Genomic DNA, 15,733 nt, shown 5'->3' with positions numbered 1-15,733 from the left:
ATGACCGCCGAATGGACCGACGGGCGAGCGCGCGCCGCCTTGCGGCGGATATTTGACGCGGCCGTGGCGAGCGCCGATCCGCGGCGCTCGATCATGCGCGTGCTTCCCGACAGGCCGAAGGGGCGCTGCATCGTCGTCGGCGCCGGCAAGGCGTCGGCGGCGATGGCGGCCGGCCTCGATGCCGCTTGGCCCGATGTCGCGCTCTCCGGCGTGGTGGTCACGCGCGACGGTCATGCCGTGCCGGCCGGCCGGATCGACGTGTTGGAGGCGTCGCATCCGGTGCCGGACGCTCGCAGCGAGGCCGCCGCGCAGCGCATGCTGCAGGCCGTGCAGGGGCTCACGGCCGACGATCTCGTCATCGCGCTGATGTCGGGCGGCGGCTCATCGCTGATGGTCGCGCCCGCCCCGCCGATGACGCTTGCGGACAAGCAGGCGGTGAATCGCGCGTTGCTGGCGAGCGGTGCGACGATTGCGGAGATGAACGTCGTCCGCAAGCATCTGTCGGCGATCAAGGGCGGGCGGCTCGCGCGCGCCGCACGGCCGGCGCGTGTCGTCACGCTGGTTATCTCGGACATTCCGGGCGACGATCCGGCCGCGATCGCCTCCGGTCCCACCTTGCCGGATTCGAGCAGCTTGGCCGAAGCGCGCGCCGTCGCTGCGCGCCATGCGATCGCGTTGCCGGCCGCGGCGCAGACTGTGCTGGCGAGCGCGGACGAGACCCCGAAGCCGGGTGAGTTCGAGGCCGATGTCCGCCTGGTCGCAACCCCGCAACTTGCGCTGGAAGCCGCGGCGAAGGTCGCGCGCGAGGAGGGGCTGACGCCGCTCATTCTCGGCGATGCGCTCGAGGGCGAAGCGCGCGAGCTCGGCACCGTGATGGCCGGCATCGCCCGCTCTGTCGCGGCACATGGTCATCCCGTTGCGCCGCCGGCCGTGCTGCTCTCGGGCGGTGAAACGACGGTCACGATCGGGCGCGGTGCTGCGGGACGCGGCGGGCGCAACACCGAATTTCTGCTGGCGCTGGCGGTTGCATTGTCGGGTCATGCGGCTATATGGGCGCTCGCCGGCGACAGCGACGGTATCGATGGAACCGAAGATGCCGCCGGCGCCGTGATCGGTCCGGACACGCTGTCGCGTGCCCGTGATTGTGGCATGGATGCTCTGGCTTGCATTGCCGCGCACGACAGTTATTCGTTGTTCGCGCGAGTCGGCGATCTCCTTGTCACAGGACCGACGCTGACCAATGTCAACGATATCAGGGCGATCCTGATCGGGGGACGGAAAGGGCAACATATTCATGCGTCGTCATCGTCGAGCTAAGATCGTCGCGACCGTCGGCCCCGCCAGCAACTCGCCGGAGATGCTGAAAACTCTGTTCCTGGCCGGCGTCGACACGTTCCGCCTCAATTTCAGCCACGGCACGCAGGCCGATCACGCCAAGGTCCATGCCGCCATCCGCGCGCTGGAGAAGGAAGTCGGACGTCCGATCGGCATCCTGATGGATCTGCAGGGCCCGAAGATCCGCGTCGGTACCTTGCGCGACAAGAAGATCACGGTCGAGACCGGCGAGACCATTCGCTTCGTCCTGAACGGCACCGAAGGCGACAAATCGTCGATCCCGCTGCCGCATCCGGAGATTTTCGCCGCGGTCGCCCCGGGACACGATCTCTTGATCGATGACGGCCGCGTTCGGGTCCGTGTCGTCGGGCTCGGCGACGATTGGATCGAGGCCAAGGTGATCGTCGCCGGCGCGATCTCCAATCACAAGGGCGTCAACCTGCCGGGCACGGTCCTGGACCTGTCGCCGCTGACGGCGAAGGACCGCTCCGATCTCGATTTCGGCCTCAAGCTCGGCGTCGATTGGGTGGCGCTGTCGTTCGTGCAGAAGCCCTCCGACGTGATCGAGGCGCGGGGCCTGATCAACGGCCGCGCCGGCGTGATGGCCAAGATCGAGAAGCCGGCGGCGCTGGAGCGGATCGACGACATCATCCAGCTCTGCGACGCCATCATGGTGGCGCGCGGCGATCTCGGCGTGGAAATCCCGCATGAGGACGTGCCGGGCAGGCAGAAGGAGCTGGTGCGCGCCTGCCGCCTCGCGGTGAAGCCGGTGATCGTGGCGACGCAGATGCTGGATTCGATGGTGGCGGCGCCGACGCCGACCCGTGCCGAGGTCTCCGACGTCGCCACCGCGATCTATGACGGCGCCGACGCGGTGATGCTGTCGGCGGAATCGGCGAGCGGACAATATCCGCGCGAGGCGGTCGCGATGATGGACAGCATCATCAAGGCGACCGAAGGCCACAAGATGTACCGCTCGATCATCGAGGCGACGCAGCCCGGCGAGGAGCAGACCCCGCCGCATGCGGTGGCCACCGCCGCCGCCGATCTGGCGTCCGCGATCCACGCCAAGACCATCGTGGCCTATACCTCGAGCGGCACCACGGCCTCGCGCGTCGCGCGCAAGCGGCCGAGCCTGCCGATCCTGGCCATCACCCCGAGCGAGGACACCTCTCGCCGCATGTGCCTGTTGTGGGGCGCGCACAGCGTGCTCTCGCCGGATGTCGGCAGCTACGAGGAGATGGTCGATCGCGCCACCACGATCGCGGTCTCCGAGGAGTTCGCGCAAGGCGGCGATCTTCTGGTCGTGGTCGCCGGCATCCCCTTCGCGCAGGCCGGCACCACCAACAACCTGCGCGTGGTGGCGATACCGCGCTGAGAGCGGATGCGAATAGGCCCCGGACTGGCGGTGGAGAGACTGCGCGTCGCCGTCACTCCGCGCGACTGTTCGCGTGGCGTGTCGCTGTCGATCGGCGCCAGTCGATCCGTTCTCCGGTCATCGTGATAGCGCAATGGCGCCGCAATCTGGCACCGGGACAATCGTCTGCATCTTTTGCCGCCCCACCGCGGTCGCAAATCTCGGGTGAGATCATCTCCCTCAACCAGCCGAAACGGCCGGACGGAGACTCTTGCGGATGCACGACGGCGACATTGCAATTGGCGAAGAACTCGGTCGATCGCAGGCGAGCCGAAGCCGCGATCAGGGGGCCGTCTCGGTCAGTGAAATAGCCCGCTTTCACATTCGCTCCCTGAAGGCGCGTTTCCGCGATCACAAGACGGAGTTTGCCGCGATCAGGCACCGGCTGCGGCCGGGCGACATCGTGTGCGATATCGGCGCCAACAAGGGCAGCTTCACCTCCTGGCTTTCGCGCTGGTGCGGCGAGCAGGGGCGCGTCGTCGCGTTCGAGCCGCAGCGAGAACTGGCGGCTCGATTGGCCGCCGTCTGCGCCGCGGCCGGATTGCGCAATGTGACCGTTGAAGCGAAGGCTGTTGACGCCTCGTCGGGCCGGCGTGAGCTCCACATTCCGATCGGGCATGCGCCGGGCGCCTCGCTCAATCCGTCGTCGTCGGCAGGCAGGTCCGACAGAGTGACGGTCCCGGTGGTCGCCTTAGACGACTATTTCAAGCCGCACGAGCGCGTGGCTCTCCTCAAGGTCGACGTCGAGGGCGGCGAGCTGAATGTCTTTCATGGCGCGAGGCGGATGCTCGAAAGGGACATGCCGGCGCTGGTCTTCGAATGCGAAGCCCGGCATATGGTCGGCCGGACAATCGACGACGTCTTCGCCTATCTCGCTGCGCTCGGGTATCGCGGCAGCTTCGTCTCGCCCACGGGCCTCGTGCCGTTGTCGGCGTTCGACGTGGCCATCCATCAGCGGCGCGACGGCGAGTGGTTCTGGAAGCGCAAGGACTACTGCAACAACTTCATCTTCACGCCGGGCTGAGGCGCCGCGAGGCACGGTGCGGGTGCGACCTGCGCGATGCAAGCGTATCGGGGAATCGCTCAGACCAAAGCTGCTCTTTGGTCTTTTGTGCATTGGCCATTTTCGACTGCGACACTTGTTCCGCCGTCCACTGTCCGCGGTAATGCAGACTTTCGCAGCGCGGCGCCTGATCGCCGCGTTTTGAGCCATCTGCGACACAAATCGCGCGATCTGCTCGCGTTCCACCTATGGAACAATCCGCGTGACGACACGTTATTCATCTTCGCGATAACGCGATCCAAGGAGCAAGTACGTCATGAAACGGCTTTTGTTAACAGGATTTGCAGCCTGCACTTTTGCGCTTGCTCCGATCCTGTCTGCGTCGGCAATGCCGGTCGCAAGCTCCCATGCACTTACCGATACTGACAGCTCAATCATCCAAGTAAGGGGCTACGGGCACGGCGGCGGCCACCCAAGTTGGGGCCATCGCGGTGGTCGAGGGCATCATTATGGATGGGGTCATGGACGGGGGCGAGGCCATCATCATGGTTGGTGAGGCCGCGCCCCGCGCTGCGATTGAACTTAGCCTGTAGCGTTTGACCCAGGGCAGACCTCCTGCAAGGTCTGCCCTTGGGCCGTTCCGGAGTTCACTGGTTTTCTATCCAGGCGAAAGACCGGGCGCCTGGACCCATTCCAGGCGCCAGCGGCCGAATGATGCTCAGTACCCAAGGAATGGTCCTTGGGTCCAGGTACCTTTGCGGCGGTTGTGGATCCACGCCGCACCGGTGACCCGGTTGTCGGCAATGCCGCCTACGACGGCGGTGTTGCCGTCGGCGGACAGCGCAGCGGAAAAACCCTGCTCGGCGTGTCCCATTGCGCCAACGCCAACCAGCTTATCGCCCTGCTGGCTCCACGTAGCTCCGCTGCGGCTGTAGACCCACGCTGCACCGGTGTATTTGTTGTCGCCGAGTCCTCCTACGATTGCGGTGTTGCCGTCGGCGGACATCGCTACGGAGTGGCCTTGCCTGGCTTCTCCAACCGCGCGGCTGCCGACCAGCTTGCTGCCCTGCTGGCTCCACGTAGCTCCGCTGCGGCTGTAGACCCACGCTGCACCGGTGTATTTGTTGTCGCCGAGTCCTCCTACGATTGCGGTGTTGCCGTCGGCGGACATCGCTACGGAGAATCCTTGTCCAGCCTTTCCGACTGCGCCGGTGCCAACCAGCTTGCTGCCGAGTTGCTTCCAGACGCCGTCGCTGCGGGCAAAGACCCAGGCTGCCCCGGCGTAGGAGTCGTCCAGAGGGCCACCCACGATGGCGGTGTTGCCGTCGGCGGACAGCGCGACAGCGGCGCCTTGAGCGGCGTTTCCAACCGCGCCGGTGCCAACCAGCTTGCTACCCTGTTGGGTCCAAACACCGCCGCTGCGCGTGAAGACCCACGCCGCGCCGGCCCTCAAGCTGTCCTGACTCCCACCCACAATGGCGGTGTTGCCGTCGGCTGACAGCGCGATGGCGGCGCCTTGAGCGGCATTTCCAACCGCGCCAGCTCCGATCAGCTTGCTACCTTGTTGGGTCCAGGCACCGCCGCTGCGCGTGAACACCCACGCCGCCCCGGTGCGTGAGTTGTCATAAGGCCCACCGACCAAGGCGGTGTCACCGTCAGCGGACAGCGCGACGGAGACGCCTTGTCCAGCTTGTCCGACCACGCTGGTGCCCACCAGCTTGCTGCCCTGTTGGGTCCAGACATCGTCGCTGCGCGTGAAGACCCACGCTGCGCCGGTGAGCTTGTTGTCGACACTACCCCCTACAATGGCGGTGTTGCCATCGGCGGACAGTGCTACAGACCAGCCCTGCTCGCTGGGGCCAACCGCGCCAGTGCCGACCAGTCTCGATCCCGGTTGCGCGTCGGATTGACCAACGGCCGGTACCGGAGCTGCGATCGCGGCAAACGCAGCCAACCAGTATAACAACGGTCGCCAGCCGTTTCCTCGCCGCGGTACGATTGTGGTTTCATGAGCCGGCGCGGCTGTCCGAAGCTGCTCGCTTCGGGTCTCAAAGCCGAACTCCTCTTGGTCGATTATGTTGAAGCGGGAATCCGGCGGACCTGTAGAGATTTTTCCACCGATGAAGCTCGACCTGTGTTCCTCGGCGATAGATGCCGAGATGATGGAGCTTTCTGTCCTCGTAAGAGGCGCTATACGATTGATTTTCATGATGAGGTCCTCCTTTTGCGCAAATCGATGCGCCAAGCTCCGGACCTCGCCTAAGTTACCTCCTGGCCGCGAAGGCGGCGCCCAGCGATCGACAATAGAACGAACTATGTAGGTGAAGAGAATTTTTCAGGTTTCAAGCCAGCGTGCGCTCGCGCACGAACAAAAAAATGCTCCGACGGGGTGGACGTCTTTTGATTAATGTCAATGCCAACTCTACTTGATCGTGCAAGGAGCAGTAGCGGATTCCTTGCCTACATAGCAAAGCCCGCCCAGGCTTCACGGCGCAACAGCTCGGGCATGCGCCGGGAGCTGTACGGACGTCGCGCAGATTTCCTTGATCCGCTGTTTCCCCCGCCGGGACCTTCGAACGCGAGCTTTCCGATGTCGCCCGCAGCTATGCCGGCAAGGCATGGCGCGGTACGGATCGTGAGAAGCGAAGCGACGACTTTCGCTATTGGCCCGTCTGCGACCTTCCGGTCTGCGCCCGCGATGTCGGCTTCCGCGCCTCGACCGGAAGTAAGCGGTCGGGGGACCGATAGGCCGTTTCTTGACCCGTTGCGGACGTCGAAGGATTTCAAGGCCGTTTTGTCTGCACTCAGGCGGGCCGATGCTGAGCAAGCAAGGTTCTCGCCCGTCGCACGACACGCGCGACGGCGAATCCGGTCAGACCGAGTCCTAGTATCAGAATCGCTAACTTGACGACCGAGTCTCCGCGGTCGTTTAGCGCTGATCGCCCGACAGCGCCCATGTAGACGAAGATCACAATCTGCGGCATTTGGCCGAAAAAGGTGGCCGCCGTATACGGAATCAGACCGATCCGCGACAGACCGAACAGATAATTTGTAATGGTTCCAGGGATGGGCGACGCTAAACGCAGCAGCACGATCAGACGCCATCCTTCATGGTTGGTCGCTTCGACCGCCGCCTGCCACACGGGCCGGCGTTGGACCGTCTGGGTGAAGCGCGAGCGCAGCAGATGGCGGGACGTCAAGAACCCCAGAACCGCGCCTGCCGTCGCAGCGAGGGCCGCAATCGGTATTGCCGCAAATCCCAGCATGAGTCCTCCGGCGATACACAACGGGGGCCGAGGAACGAACACTAGCGATCCTATAACGAGAGCGACGATCAGCGCTCCCATGCTAATGAGCGGAGCGCTCTGTAATGCGGTGATTGACTCTATGAGCGTCGACGTCACAGCGGCCTACCTTGAGCTCTTTTGCAACCAAGATCATGCACGCGCTTTTTCGGGGAATTCTTTACGTCCTGAAGGGCACTTTCAGCAAGGTGCGCGGGCAGTATCAACCGGAAGTTAGGTGGCTTAGAGGGCTGAGAGGCCGCTTCTGGCCCCGAGGCGGACAAAATGAGCCCGTAGGGCGGATTAGCGGAGCGTAATCCGCCGCTCCGGATTCATCTGGCAACATATGTGATGTCCTGAATACAACGGCGGATTACGCCTTCGGCTAACTAATCCGCCCTACGCGCTGCTGTGGCTGAGGGTAAAAATCAAGATGAGTTACGTGACACCGGCCGAGGGCCGCAATTGCGTCAGTATTTCAGACCGGTGTCACAAAGTACGGTGGCGACGACCGCATCGGCTGGCAGCCGCTCGGACCGCAGCAAAGCAGACGCCGCACAGACATTGGCAGCGGCCGAATAGCCCACATGCAAGCCTTCCCGTGTCGCTAGTAGGTACTTCCAGTGCTTCACTTCGTCATCGGTGACCGGCAGCGACATGTCCATCAGGCTTGCGTCCCAATGCGGCGGCATACTGCCGTAACTTGTTCCCTGAAGGAGATGCCGAGGTTTCTCAACAGGCAGACCGGCGAGGGGCTGACAGCCCGTCGGCTCGACCGCCGCGCACAGGATCCGGGGATTGCTCTCTCGCAGCGCGGCCGCAACCCCTAGGAAGGTTGCGCCTGTCCCCACAGCGGCCACCCACGCATCGACCCGACCGCCAGATTGCTTCCATATCTCCGGGCCGGTCGTTTCATAATGCGCTCGCATACCTTCGGAAGCGTAGAACTGGTTGACGTAGAACCCCCCTCGCTTCCGCGCGAGCCGCTGCGCTTCGTCCGCGGCTGCGGCCACATCCGCGCCGGTCACTTGGCCTGGCATGCCGTCGATCTGCGGCACGATAACAACCTCCGCCCCCAAGGCTTCAAGCATCCGGGCACGTTGCGGGCTATTGCCTGCCGACATGGTGACGACAAGCGGGTGTTCCAGCACCGCGCATGCCACGGCAAGGCCCGCGCCCATGTTGCCGCTCGTCATTTCGACAACCGGCGCGCTAGGCTGCAAGCGGCCGTCGGCCTTTGCGGCGAGCAAGATAGCGCGAGCGGCTCGATCCTTCACGCTTCCACCCGGTTGCAAAAACTCGGCTTTGGCTAGCAGGCGGCCAGGGCCGGGATGCGCGCGTTCGAGCGCGATCATTGGCGTGCCGCAGACGAGATCGAGAGCTGAGGATGCAACTTGGCCCGAGGACATCACCGCATCTTAGCAACGCCGAACTCGCGTCAACAACTCCAAATACTAACCTGGGCAGAAACTAGGTGCATATCTCTGCATTTCGCATCTTGGCACGAAACGTAAGTCCCGGAACGGAGGGCTATTTCCGAAGCTGGGGGGTACACCGGCCGCGCCATCAGCCGACCGGCCACAGCCGCCCTTGACCCACAACCGATCTACGGCGAGTTAAGTCGAGGTGGTCGGTTCTTTTCAGTGGTCGCGAGCTGCCGCGAGGTTTATGATAGTCTTTGCTGTGCACCCTGTCCTTAAGCGGGTCACACCTTCTGCGCTCTGCCAGCCCGTCGACAGCGGCTCGGCCTGCACCTCAGCCTCACATTCCAGACTTGATTCCACCGAGAAAGACGGAGGACTTTCCATGGCCAATGCCCAATGCAGCTGCGGCATCCTTAGGCTGGTGCTGCGAGAACCGCCAAAACTGGTTGTCGCGTGCCACTGCTTCGCTTGCCAGCGGCGAACCGGTGCACCATTTGGCGCCAACGCTTTCTATGCAATTGATACTGTCGAGATTTCCGGATCGGCCACGGAGTTCGTTCACGTTGGCGAAAGCGGCCGCAACGTACGTCTGTATTTTTGTCCGACATGCGGTTCGACAGTCTATTGGAAGCCTGATGCGCTACCCTCAATGATTGGCGTAGCCGTGGGCGCATTGGCCGACCCGGACTTCCCGGCCCCAGCCATATCGATATTCGAGCGGTCAAAACACCCTTGGATGCATTTCGAGGGGGAGATCGAACACTTCCCGGCAGGTGCGATACGAGAATATTCGCCTGAGCTGACGCGCAAGGTTTAACTCCTGTGATTGAAGCGTCGGCAAACCACCCTTCGCGACATGGCGGCATCGCACGAGCTTGGTCGCTAACCGCCAAGTCGGACATCGGGTGGCAAAGTCCACGAGCGTTTCAAGTACAGCGCGTAGGGCGGATTAGTAGCCGAAGGCGTAATCCGCCGTTGTATTCAGGGCATCATGCGTGATGCCAACTGAATCCAGAGCGGCGGATTACGCTCCGCTAATCCGCCCTACGGGCTAAGAGGGCCGAACGGTGCAGGTGACGAGTTCACCCTGGCTGCAGCCGCTCAAAATCTTCGTAAGATGGCCAAGCTGATCCCGATGCCAACACCGACGCCCGCGTGATCCCCACCAAGCCAACGCGTCCTCGAAACAGCTGGCGTTCACGACGAAACTACAGCCGACTTTTTCAACGGAATCGACCCACTTCGGACATTGAGGTTCGACCTGTTGATCTGGGTCAACTCGAAGATCGATTTTAATGGAATTAGTCGTTCTAAACGGAGGAGGCCAAAATGAAGCTCTCATTCGCATTGGCGACTACCCTGCTAATAATCGAGTTCGTAGTCGCGAGCACTGAGAAAGCCAGCGCTGTGGTTTATTGCACGTACGTTGATTATCCCGCCAATTGTGTCGTACGGCCGGGCGTAGTGCTGCGGTCGCGGCCGGTTGCGCGACAAGCGGTGGTGGGTGCCGGAACTGTAAATCGCGGTGGCCCGGTCAATCGTGCTGGCAGACGCTAACTGGTCAATTTGCGAGATTTGTAGCCCTGCACGAAATCCCAACAATCATGGGATTTACGCAGTTTTGTTTTATGAATTCAATCTGACAAGAAGAGCTGTATCATGAAATTGGTGGCATCAGTGGTTTCTGCCCTGTCTTTCGTGGCGCTCTCGGCAATTCCGCTCAACGCTCAGCAATACAAAATGCAAACGCCGATACCGCCGGGCGTTGCAATCCCGGACAAGGTGGAGACCCGCCTCGGGACGCTGAAGTTCTTCGACGGCTTTCCCGATGATGCGACCGTAGAAAAGCTCTACGACAATCTGGACTTCCAACACGCCGTCCAAGCCTACCTGTTGGCCCTGGCTCCAGTGAGCCAATTGGCAAATAGAAAGGGAATCGCGGAACTGGGTCCGTTCAATCTAACGGTGCCGATCTTCGAGGATAGGATGGACTCGAAGTCGCTTTTTCTCACCCCAAACAACAACACGCCGTACACTTGGTTTTGGCTCGACCTGCGCGACGGGCCTCTGGTGCTCGAAGTGCCACCCAATGTGCTCGGCCTCATCAACGACATGTGGTATAATTTTGTTACCGATGTCGGGCTCGTCGGACCGGACAAGGGTGAGGGCGGCAAATATCTGATCCTGCCGCCCGGCTACAACGGCGAGGTGCCGAACGGATACTTTGTCGTGAAGCCAGCGACGTTCAGCGTCTGGGTTCCGTGGCGCTCGTTCTTGGTGAACGGCGATCCGAAGCCGGGCGTCGACTCGGTCGAAAAGCACACGCGAATCTATCGCCTGAAAGATGCTGCCAATCCCCCGAAACTCAATTTCGCGCATGTTTCCGGCAAGGCATTTAGTACGCTGGCGCCGGGAGATTACCCCTTTTGGGAGTATCTGAATCAGGTTGTGCAGGAGGAGCCGACCGATACAGTTGACCCGGTCACACTCGGCCTCTACGCATCGGTTGGCATCCAGAAGGGTAAGCCCTTCGCGCCCGATGCACGGATGAAGAAAATTCTGACCGAAGCCGCCTTAGTAGGTGACGCCACCGCGCGTACAATCAGTAGCCGGTTGCGGATCAAGGAAAGCTACTATTATCCAAACAGCGCGTGGCGCACGGGCTTCTTCGGCGGCTACAAGTTCGAGGAAAACGGCGCGCGTATTCTCGATGCCTACTCGGCATTCTTCTTCTACGCGACCGGCGTGACGCCAGCGATGGATTCGAAGTCAGTCGGCGAGGGATCGCAGTACATGGCCGCGTTCGTCGATAGCCAAAACAAGCCACTCGACGGCGTAAAAAGCTACAAGCTGCACTTGCCGCCCAATATTCCAGTCAAGCAATTCTGGTCGGTCATCCTCTACGACAATCAGACCCGCTCCATGCTCCAGACCGACCAGCGTTGGCCAGCCGCAACCAGCCAGAACCCAAAATTGATGGTCAACGCGGACGGGTCAGTGGACGTCTATTTCGGGCCCAAGGCGCCGGCCGGCAAGGAGAACAACTGGGTGCAGACCATCCCCGGCAAAGGATGGAACACGCTCCTGCGCCTCTACGGTCCGCTCCAGCCGTGGTTCGAAAAAAGTTGGCGGCCCGGCGAGATTGAGCCGCTTTAGCAACGACGAGCTTGGAGCTTCGGCGCGCCTCCTCATTTCCGGTGTTGGCCCGTAGGCGAAGTTACGTACGGCCGCCTCCCGCCCCTCTCGGTGGTACAGCAGACATCACCGAGCACCGAGCCCTGATAGTCTCTCAGTTCTGACGCTCGTTCATACCATTTGACCTGCCACCGAAGTTTCATCCAGCCGCAGTTAGAGTCCTGTTGGGTTGTGCGCCGACTGGCGCGGGTGGAGCAACGGGCGATCGGCAGAGCTGGTCGGGATTGCGCAGCCGATCGCCCGTTGCGGTGAGGATGGCAGCGTAAGCCACCGGGGTTTCGTATTTCAGCGAGGAGTGCGGCCGCTCGCCGTTGTAGTCGGGGACCCAAGAAGCGAGCTTGCGCCTTGCGCCGTCGATCCGGGCCTGGAACGTCGTCGTGATCTGCAGAGGCGGGTTGGGGACCGGCCGCTCCTGACTCGACGGGAAGATTTGGTTGCGCTGACGCTGCCGAGATCGGCAGCGCCAGAGCGTAGGGCGGATTAGCCAAAGGCGTAATCCGCCGTTGTATTCAGGACATCATGCATGATGCCAACTGAATCCGGAGCGGCGGATTACGCTCCGCTAATCCGCCCTACGGGCTGCTTGGAGACCGAAGCCAAATAAAATGAAGTGTCCGTCGTAATCGGCCGAAGCGCTTCCAGATCGGCGAAGCCGTAACACTTACGGTAGATTATCTTGTCATCATCGGTGACGAGGAGCGCAGCGCCAGGATGCTGCGGCATATCCATGTCAGCAGAAACGGCATCTATCTTGACATCGAGTTTATCCATCTATCGCCCCCCACCAGACGATCGATGGTACATTGGTGCCTTGACTGTTGCGAGCTCTAAGCTTGTGGTCAAAAGCGGCAGTTTGGGGCGCCTGACATTCAGGTCCGGGTTGACCTTGCGAGCGGACCTCGCTTGGCGATCGGGCCGTTAGCGCCTTAAGTCCAAAGGACGACATTTCAGGAATTGCCTGCTATGAACCAGCCACCACGAGGAGCCCATCGCGATGGCCAAAAAGAAGTCAGTCGAGCCGGTCAAGTACGTCGTCAAATATGAGATTGATGGCTCACCGCACTACGGCGCAATCCAGATCAAGGATGGTGACCGTCTGCATCTCGAAACTCCGCATGGATCAAAGACGACCACTTTGAACCCGAAATCAGACGTTCAGTCGTTAACGATGATTTTGCTCATGGAATTGGGAGCAAAGCTGATTTCGATCAACCTCCATTCGAGTTAGCGGCCTTCGGGTCAAACGCGGCTTTTGGTGCCCGGAAGCCCACGTCTCGGGTTGTGCCCCAACAGCAGACATTGCCGGCGTTCACCCTGAGGTCGAGAGCGCGTTGGGCGGATTAGTTAGCCGAAGGCGTAATCCGCCGTTGTATTCAGGACATCATGCGTGATGCCAACTGAATCCAGAGCGGCGGATTACGCTCCGCTAATCCGCCCTACGGGCTAGATGCTCTGGCGAATGGCTGCGTAGCTGGCGTCGGTCCAGAAGTACTCGTGAACGGCGACCACGTCACAACCATCTGCCTTGGCGGCGCTCATTGCTTCGACTGTAAAGTTCATCCCCGCGAGCAGGGTTGGCCCGCGTGGCGTCGGTAGTTTTCCTAACGCACGAGACACCGCGCGTCCGGTGACGACGCCGTCGGGAAATTTAAGCACAAACGAGTATTTCGCTACATTGGGATTTACAGCGTATTGCTTTGCAAGCTTGGGGCCGAGCGCCTTTTTCATTGAAGGCGCATCGGCCGGAGCCTCGCGCAAGACAGCTGGTTTGAGGCTCATGATGGTACTGCTTAATGGCCGCCACCGCAGAAGTAGCGCTCAGGCGAATAGTAACGATTTGGTTTGCATTTCGCGACCAGAAAGCCATCGGACGCGCACGGAAGCCCGAACATTGTGAATTTCCGGTAATGGCCCGAAGCGAAAGTGCCGAAACGCGCAGCGATTTCCGAAGCTGGGGGTAGATCGGCTGTGCCATCCGCGTGCCGGCCACAGCCACCTTTGACCCAAGGCGGACATCGCTGAGCAATCGATACACGTTGAGTTCAATTCTTAAGCCCTCCTAGGCAGGCGCATGGGATATGCTATGCGGAGGAAGGAAGCGTGGCCAGAATGTCTCCGCGGGTTGTTCCAGCGACCAGACCGTCCCTCGAGGAGAGGATCGACCTCTGGTTTTCGAAAGGCCACCTCGTTGACGGCATTTGGGTCGGCAGTTTTCGATCGGACGCCAAGCCAGCCATTCAACGTATTGAAGACGCGCTTCGGCTGATCGAACGCAATGCTCCGCTTCACTATCGGCGCGTCAAGAACAACCTTACCAGAATTTGGGTGAACCTAGTTCCGCACGGAGCCGGTTGCTATTTGCACTCCTTGAACGCCTGCGTGCTGGATGAGCGTGCCGTCGCTTCTCAGACTGCAACGGTCGAATGGATCGCATCAGCTATTGTCCACGAGGCAACCCATGCAAGGCTTGAGAAGTTGGGCATCCGCTACGACGAAGCGGTCCGCAACCGGATCGAGCGGGTTTGTGCTCTAAGGGAATTGAATTTTGCTCGGCATCTGTCAGGCGCCGACGCCTTGCTAGAAGAGATCAATTGGCGGCTCGACCAGTGCGGCGGAGACAATGTGTTCTATACCAACCAAAACATGTGGGAGCAAACTGTTCAGGGCAACGCGGAGATACTCCGTCACCTGGGAACGCCAGAATGGGTCATAACTCTAGTGTTTAGGGCGGGATATCTAGTCAATGGGATTCGCCGGTTCACACGACGCACAGCCGGCGCTTCTGTTCAATGATCGCGCAGCCCGGGAAGACCGCTCTTGGCCCGTAGGCGAAGTTAGGCCACGGCCGCCTCCCGCCCTTCCCGGTGGTACAGCAGACATCACCGAGCACCGAGCCCTAATAGTCTCTCAGTTCTGACGCTCGTTCATACCATTTTGCAACGGGTTCGCTTTCGAGCGGAGGGGCAGATCCGCCACGCTATCGCCCCGGCGATCTCAATCGAAGTTCGTAGATCGCTGTCCCGTACATCGATGGGATCGCCGCGGCAGGGCCGCTGAACGGCGCGAGCGGTCCGGAGACATAGAACGAACTCAGCCGGCAGTCGGCCCGCCAATATTCGGACAGGATGGCGCACTCATTGGCCGCCATGGTGTAGAGCGCGCGGCGTGCGGTGTCCTGGGCCGTGGCGGAGGGCACATCGCGTGCGTCCGCGGCGCCGTCGATCCGGGCCTGGAACGTCGTCGTGATCTGCAGAGGCGGGTTGGGACCGGCCGCTCCCGGCTCGACGGGAAGATTTGATTGCGCTGACGCTGCCGAGATCGGCAGCGCCAGAGCGAGCGCCGCAGCTATCGTTCTTGTCATGACCAGTCCCCCCCCCAATGATCACTGGCGATGCCGGCCTGGCGCGGCCGAAGCGCCACAACTGGATTCAAGCTGTAGCCCGAAGGGGACCCTTGAGGCCATCTGTTTCGACCCGGCCGTCGTCTGTCGGGCAAATCAGGACGCAACGATAAGGTTAGCGTATCTCGGCGAGGCTGCGGAAGCCTCGAAACCGTCCGCGCGCAGGGGCGAAAATCGCCTGAGCGATCAAGCTGATTTGGCTGGTCCAGATGCGGCGCGAAAAATAATTGGCTTTCGTTTTTTCGGAAATTGGTGTCCTATTCCCTCGTCCCGTGCTCACGAGGAGGGGCGCTTCGCGATCGTCACGAACGTTGAGCGCGGGATGCGGTGGGCGCATCGGGTTGCAGCGTGGTCTTCCACGCCGACGAACAGCTTGATGCGCACGGTCAAGTCATGTGGTTCTGACATCCCGGTGCTGATGTCTGCGCAACGCGCGGAACGCGCGTTGTCGCTACAGGGGCAAGAAAGCCGGTCCCTGGGGAGAGCATGAAGCAGCCGTTAAAGCCATCGCGCAGGGAAGGCCGGAGCATCTGGCTGAGACCTGTGGTGACCGCCGCGTGCATTTTCTTTCGCACGCGGGCCATGGGTATCAGCAGATACCCGGCCTTCCCCATAGGCGTTAAGGTAGCGCGAGCATCGATTGATACTTGCGTTTTCGAGGAGGCTCGCGAAGGT

Annotated in this window: 14 protein-coding genes; 7 read left to right on the top strand and 7 right to left on the bottom strand. The window is 61.4% G+C overall.

Features of this window, described 5'->3' with window-relative positions; genetic code table 11:
• From QX071_RS19595 to QX071_RS19585, 3 genes are all read left to right on the top strand, one after another.
• Window positions 1-1,317, top strand: a complete 1,317-nt coding sequence (locus QX071_RS19595; RefSeq protein ID WP_315704320.1) for a glycerate kinase — start codon at window positions 1-3, stop codon at window positions 1,315-1,317.
• Window positions 1,295-2,713: a pyruvate kinase gene (gene pyk, locus QX071_RS19590; RefSeq protein ID WP_315704319.1), complete on the top strand. Its 1,419-nt coding sequence runs from the start codon at window positions 1,295-1,297 to the stop codon at window positions 2,711-2,713. The genes QX071_RS19595 and pyk overlap by 23 nt, the downstream gene beginning before the upstream one ends.
• 256 nt (window positions 2,714-2,969) lie before the next feature.
• A complete protein-coding gene (locus QX071_RS19585) occupies window positions 2,970-3,776 on the top strand; it encodes an FkbM family methyltransferase (protein WP_315704318.1) in 807 nt (268 codons plus the stop codon).
• 697 nt (window positions 3,777-4,473) lie between these two features.
• Here the strand turns inward: QX071_RS19585 and QX071_RS19580 are convergent.
• From QX071_RS19580 to QX071_RS19570, 3 genes are all read right to left on the bottom strand, one after another.
• Window positions 4,474-5,964, bottom strand: a complete 1,491-nt coding sequence (locus QX071_RS19580) for a hypothetical protein (protein WP_315704317.1) — start codon at window positions 5,962-5,964, stop codon at window positions 4,474-4,476.
• A gap of 595 nt (window positions 5,965-6,559) precedes the next feature.
• Complete coding sequence (locus QX071_RS19575) at window positions 6,560-7,102, bottom strand: TVP38/TMEM64 family protein (protein WP_315704941.1); 543 nt, start codon at window positions 7,100-7,102, stop codon at window positions 6,560-6,562.
• A gap of 407 nt (window positions 7,103-7,509) precedes the next feature.
• Window positions 7,510-8,448: a cysteine synthase family protein gene (locus tag QX071_RS19570; RefSeq protein WP_315704316.1), complete on the bottom strand. Its 939-nt coding sequence runs from the start codon at window positions 8,446-8,448 to the stop codon at window positions 7,510-7,512.
• Window positions 8,449-8,845: 397 nt separating this feature from the next.
• On the opposite strand from QX071_RS19570, the gene QX071_RS19565 reads away from it, so the two are divergent.
• Window positions 8,846-9,280 (top strand): GFA family protein, encoded by a 435-nt coding sequence (locus QX071_RS19565; protein WP_315704315.1) that lies wholly within the window; start codon window positions 8,846-8,848, stop codon window positions 9,278-9,280.
• Between the two features lie 842 nt (window positions 9,281-10,122).
• Window positions 10,123-11,619 carry a DUF1254 domain-containing protein gene (locus QX071_RS19550; RefSeq protein ID WP_315704313.1) on the top strand — a complete coding sequence of 499 codons (1,497 nt, stop codon included), beginning with the start codon at window positions 10,123-10,125 and terminating at the stop codon, window positions 11,617-11,619.
• A 178-nt stretch (window positions 11,620-11,797) separates the two neighbouring features.
• Here QX071_RS19550 and QX071_RS19545 read toward each other — a convergent pair whose 3' ends face one another.
• Both QX071_RS19545 and QX071_RS19540 read right to left on the bottom strand, forming a co-directional pair.
• Window positions 11,798-12,016 carry an integrase core domain-containing protein gene (locus tag QX071_RS19545; RefSeq protein ID WP_409997626.1) on the bottom strand — a complete coding sequence of 73 codons (219 nt, stop codon included), beginning with the start codon at window positions 12,014-12,016 and terminating at the stop codon, window positions 11,798-11,800.
• 194 nt (window positions 12,017-12,210) lie between these two features.
• Window positions 12,211-12,429 carry a serine hydrolase domain-containing protein gene (locus tag QX071_RS19540; protein ID WP_315704312.1) on the bottom strand — a complete coding sequence of 73 codons (219 nt, stop codon included), beginning with the start codon at window positions 12,427-12,429 and terminating at the stop codon, window positions 12,211-12,213.
• Window positions 12,430-12,652: 223 nt separating this feature from the next.
• Between QX071_RS19540 and QX071_RS19535 the strand changes: the two genes are divergently transcribed.
• Window positions 12,653-12,886: a hypothetical protein gene (locus QX071_RS19535; protein WP_315704311.1), complete on the top strand. Its 234-nt coding sequence runs from the start codon at window positions 12,653-12,655 to the stop codon at window positions 12,884-12,886.
• Window positions 12,887-13,101: 215 nt separating this feature from the next.
• On the opposite strand, the gene QX071_RS19530 is transcribed toward QX071_RS19535, so the two are convergent.
• A complete protein-coding gene (locus QX071_RS19530) occupies window positions 13,102-13,437 on the bottom strand; it encodes a hypothetical protein (protein WP_315704310.1) in 336 nt (111 codons plus the stop codon).
• A gap of 321 nt (window positions 13,438-13,758) precedes the next feature.
• Here QX071_RS19530 and QX071_RS19525 point away from each other — a divergent pair, with 321 nt between their 5' ends.
• Window positions 13,759-14,451 (top strand): hypothetical protein, encoded by a 693-nt coding sequence (locus QX071_RS19525; RefSeq protein ID WP_315704309.1) that lies wholly within the window; start codon window positions 13,759-13,761, stop codon window positions 14,449-14,451.
• A 184-nt stretch (window positions 14,452-14,635) separates the two neighbouring features.
• Here QX071_RS19525 and QX071_RS19520 read toward each other — a convergent pair whose 3' ends face one another.
• The gene (locus QX071_RS19520; protein ID WP_315704308.1) at window positions 14,636-15,019 is read right to left on the bottom strand and encodes a hypothetical protein; all 384 of its coding nucleotides are present in this window, start codon (window positions 15,017-15,019) and stop codon (window positions 14,636-14,638) included.
• Window positions 15,020-15,733: the final 714 nt, after the last annotated feature.

Origin of the sequence: Bradyrhizobium sp. SZCCHNS1022, from assembly GCF_032484835.1 — a bacterium.
Classification (GTDB): domain Bacteria; phylum Pseudomonadota; class Alphaproteobacteria; order Rhizobiales; family Xanthobacteraceae; genus Bradyrhizobium.
Note: the sequence above shows the minus strand (reverse complement) of the source record. Positions and strands in the feature narration are given on the sequence as shown.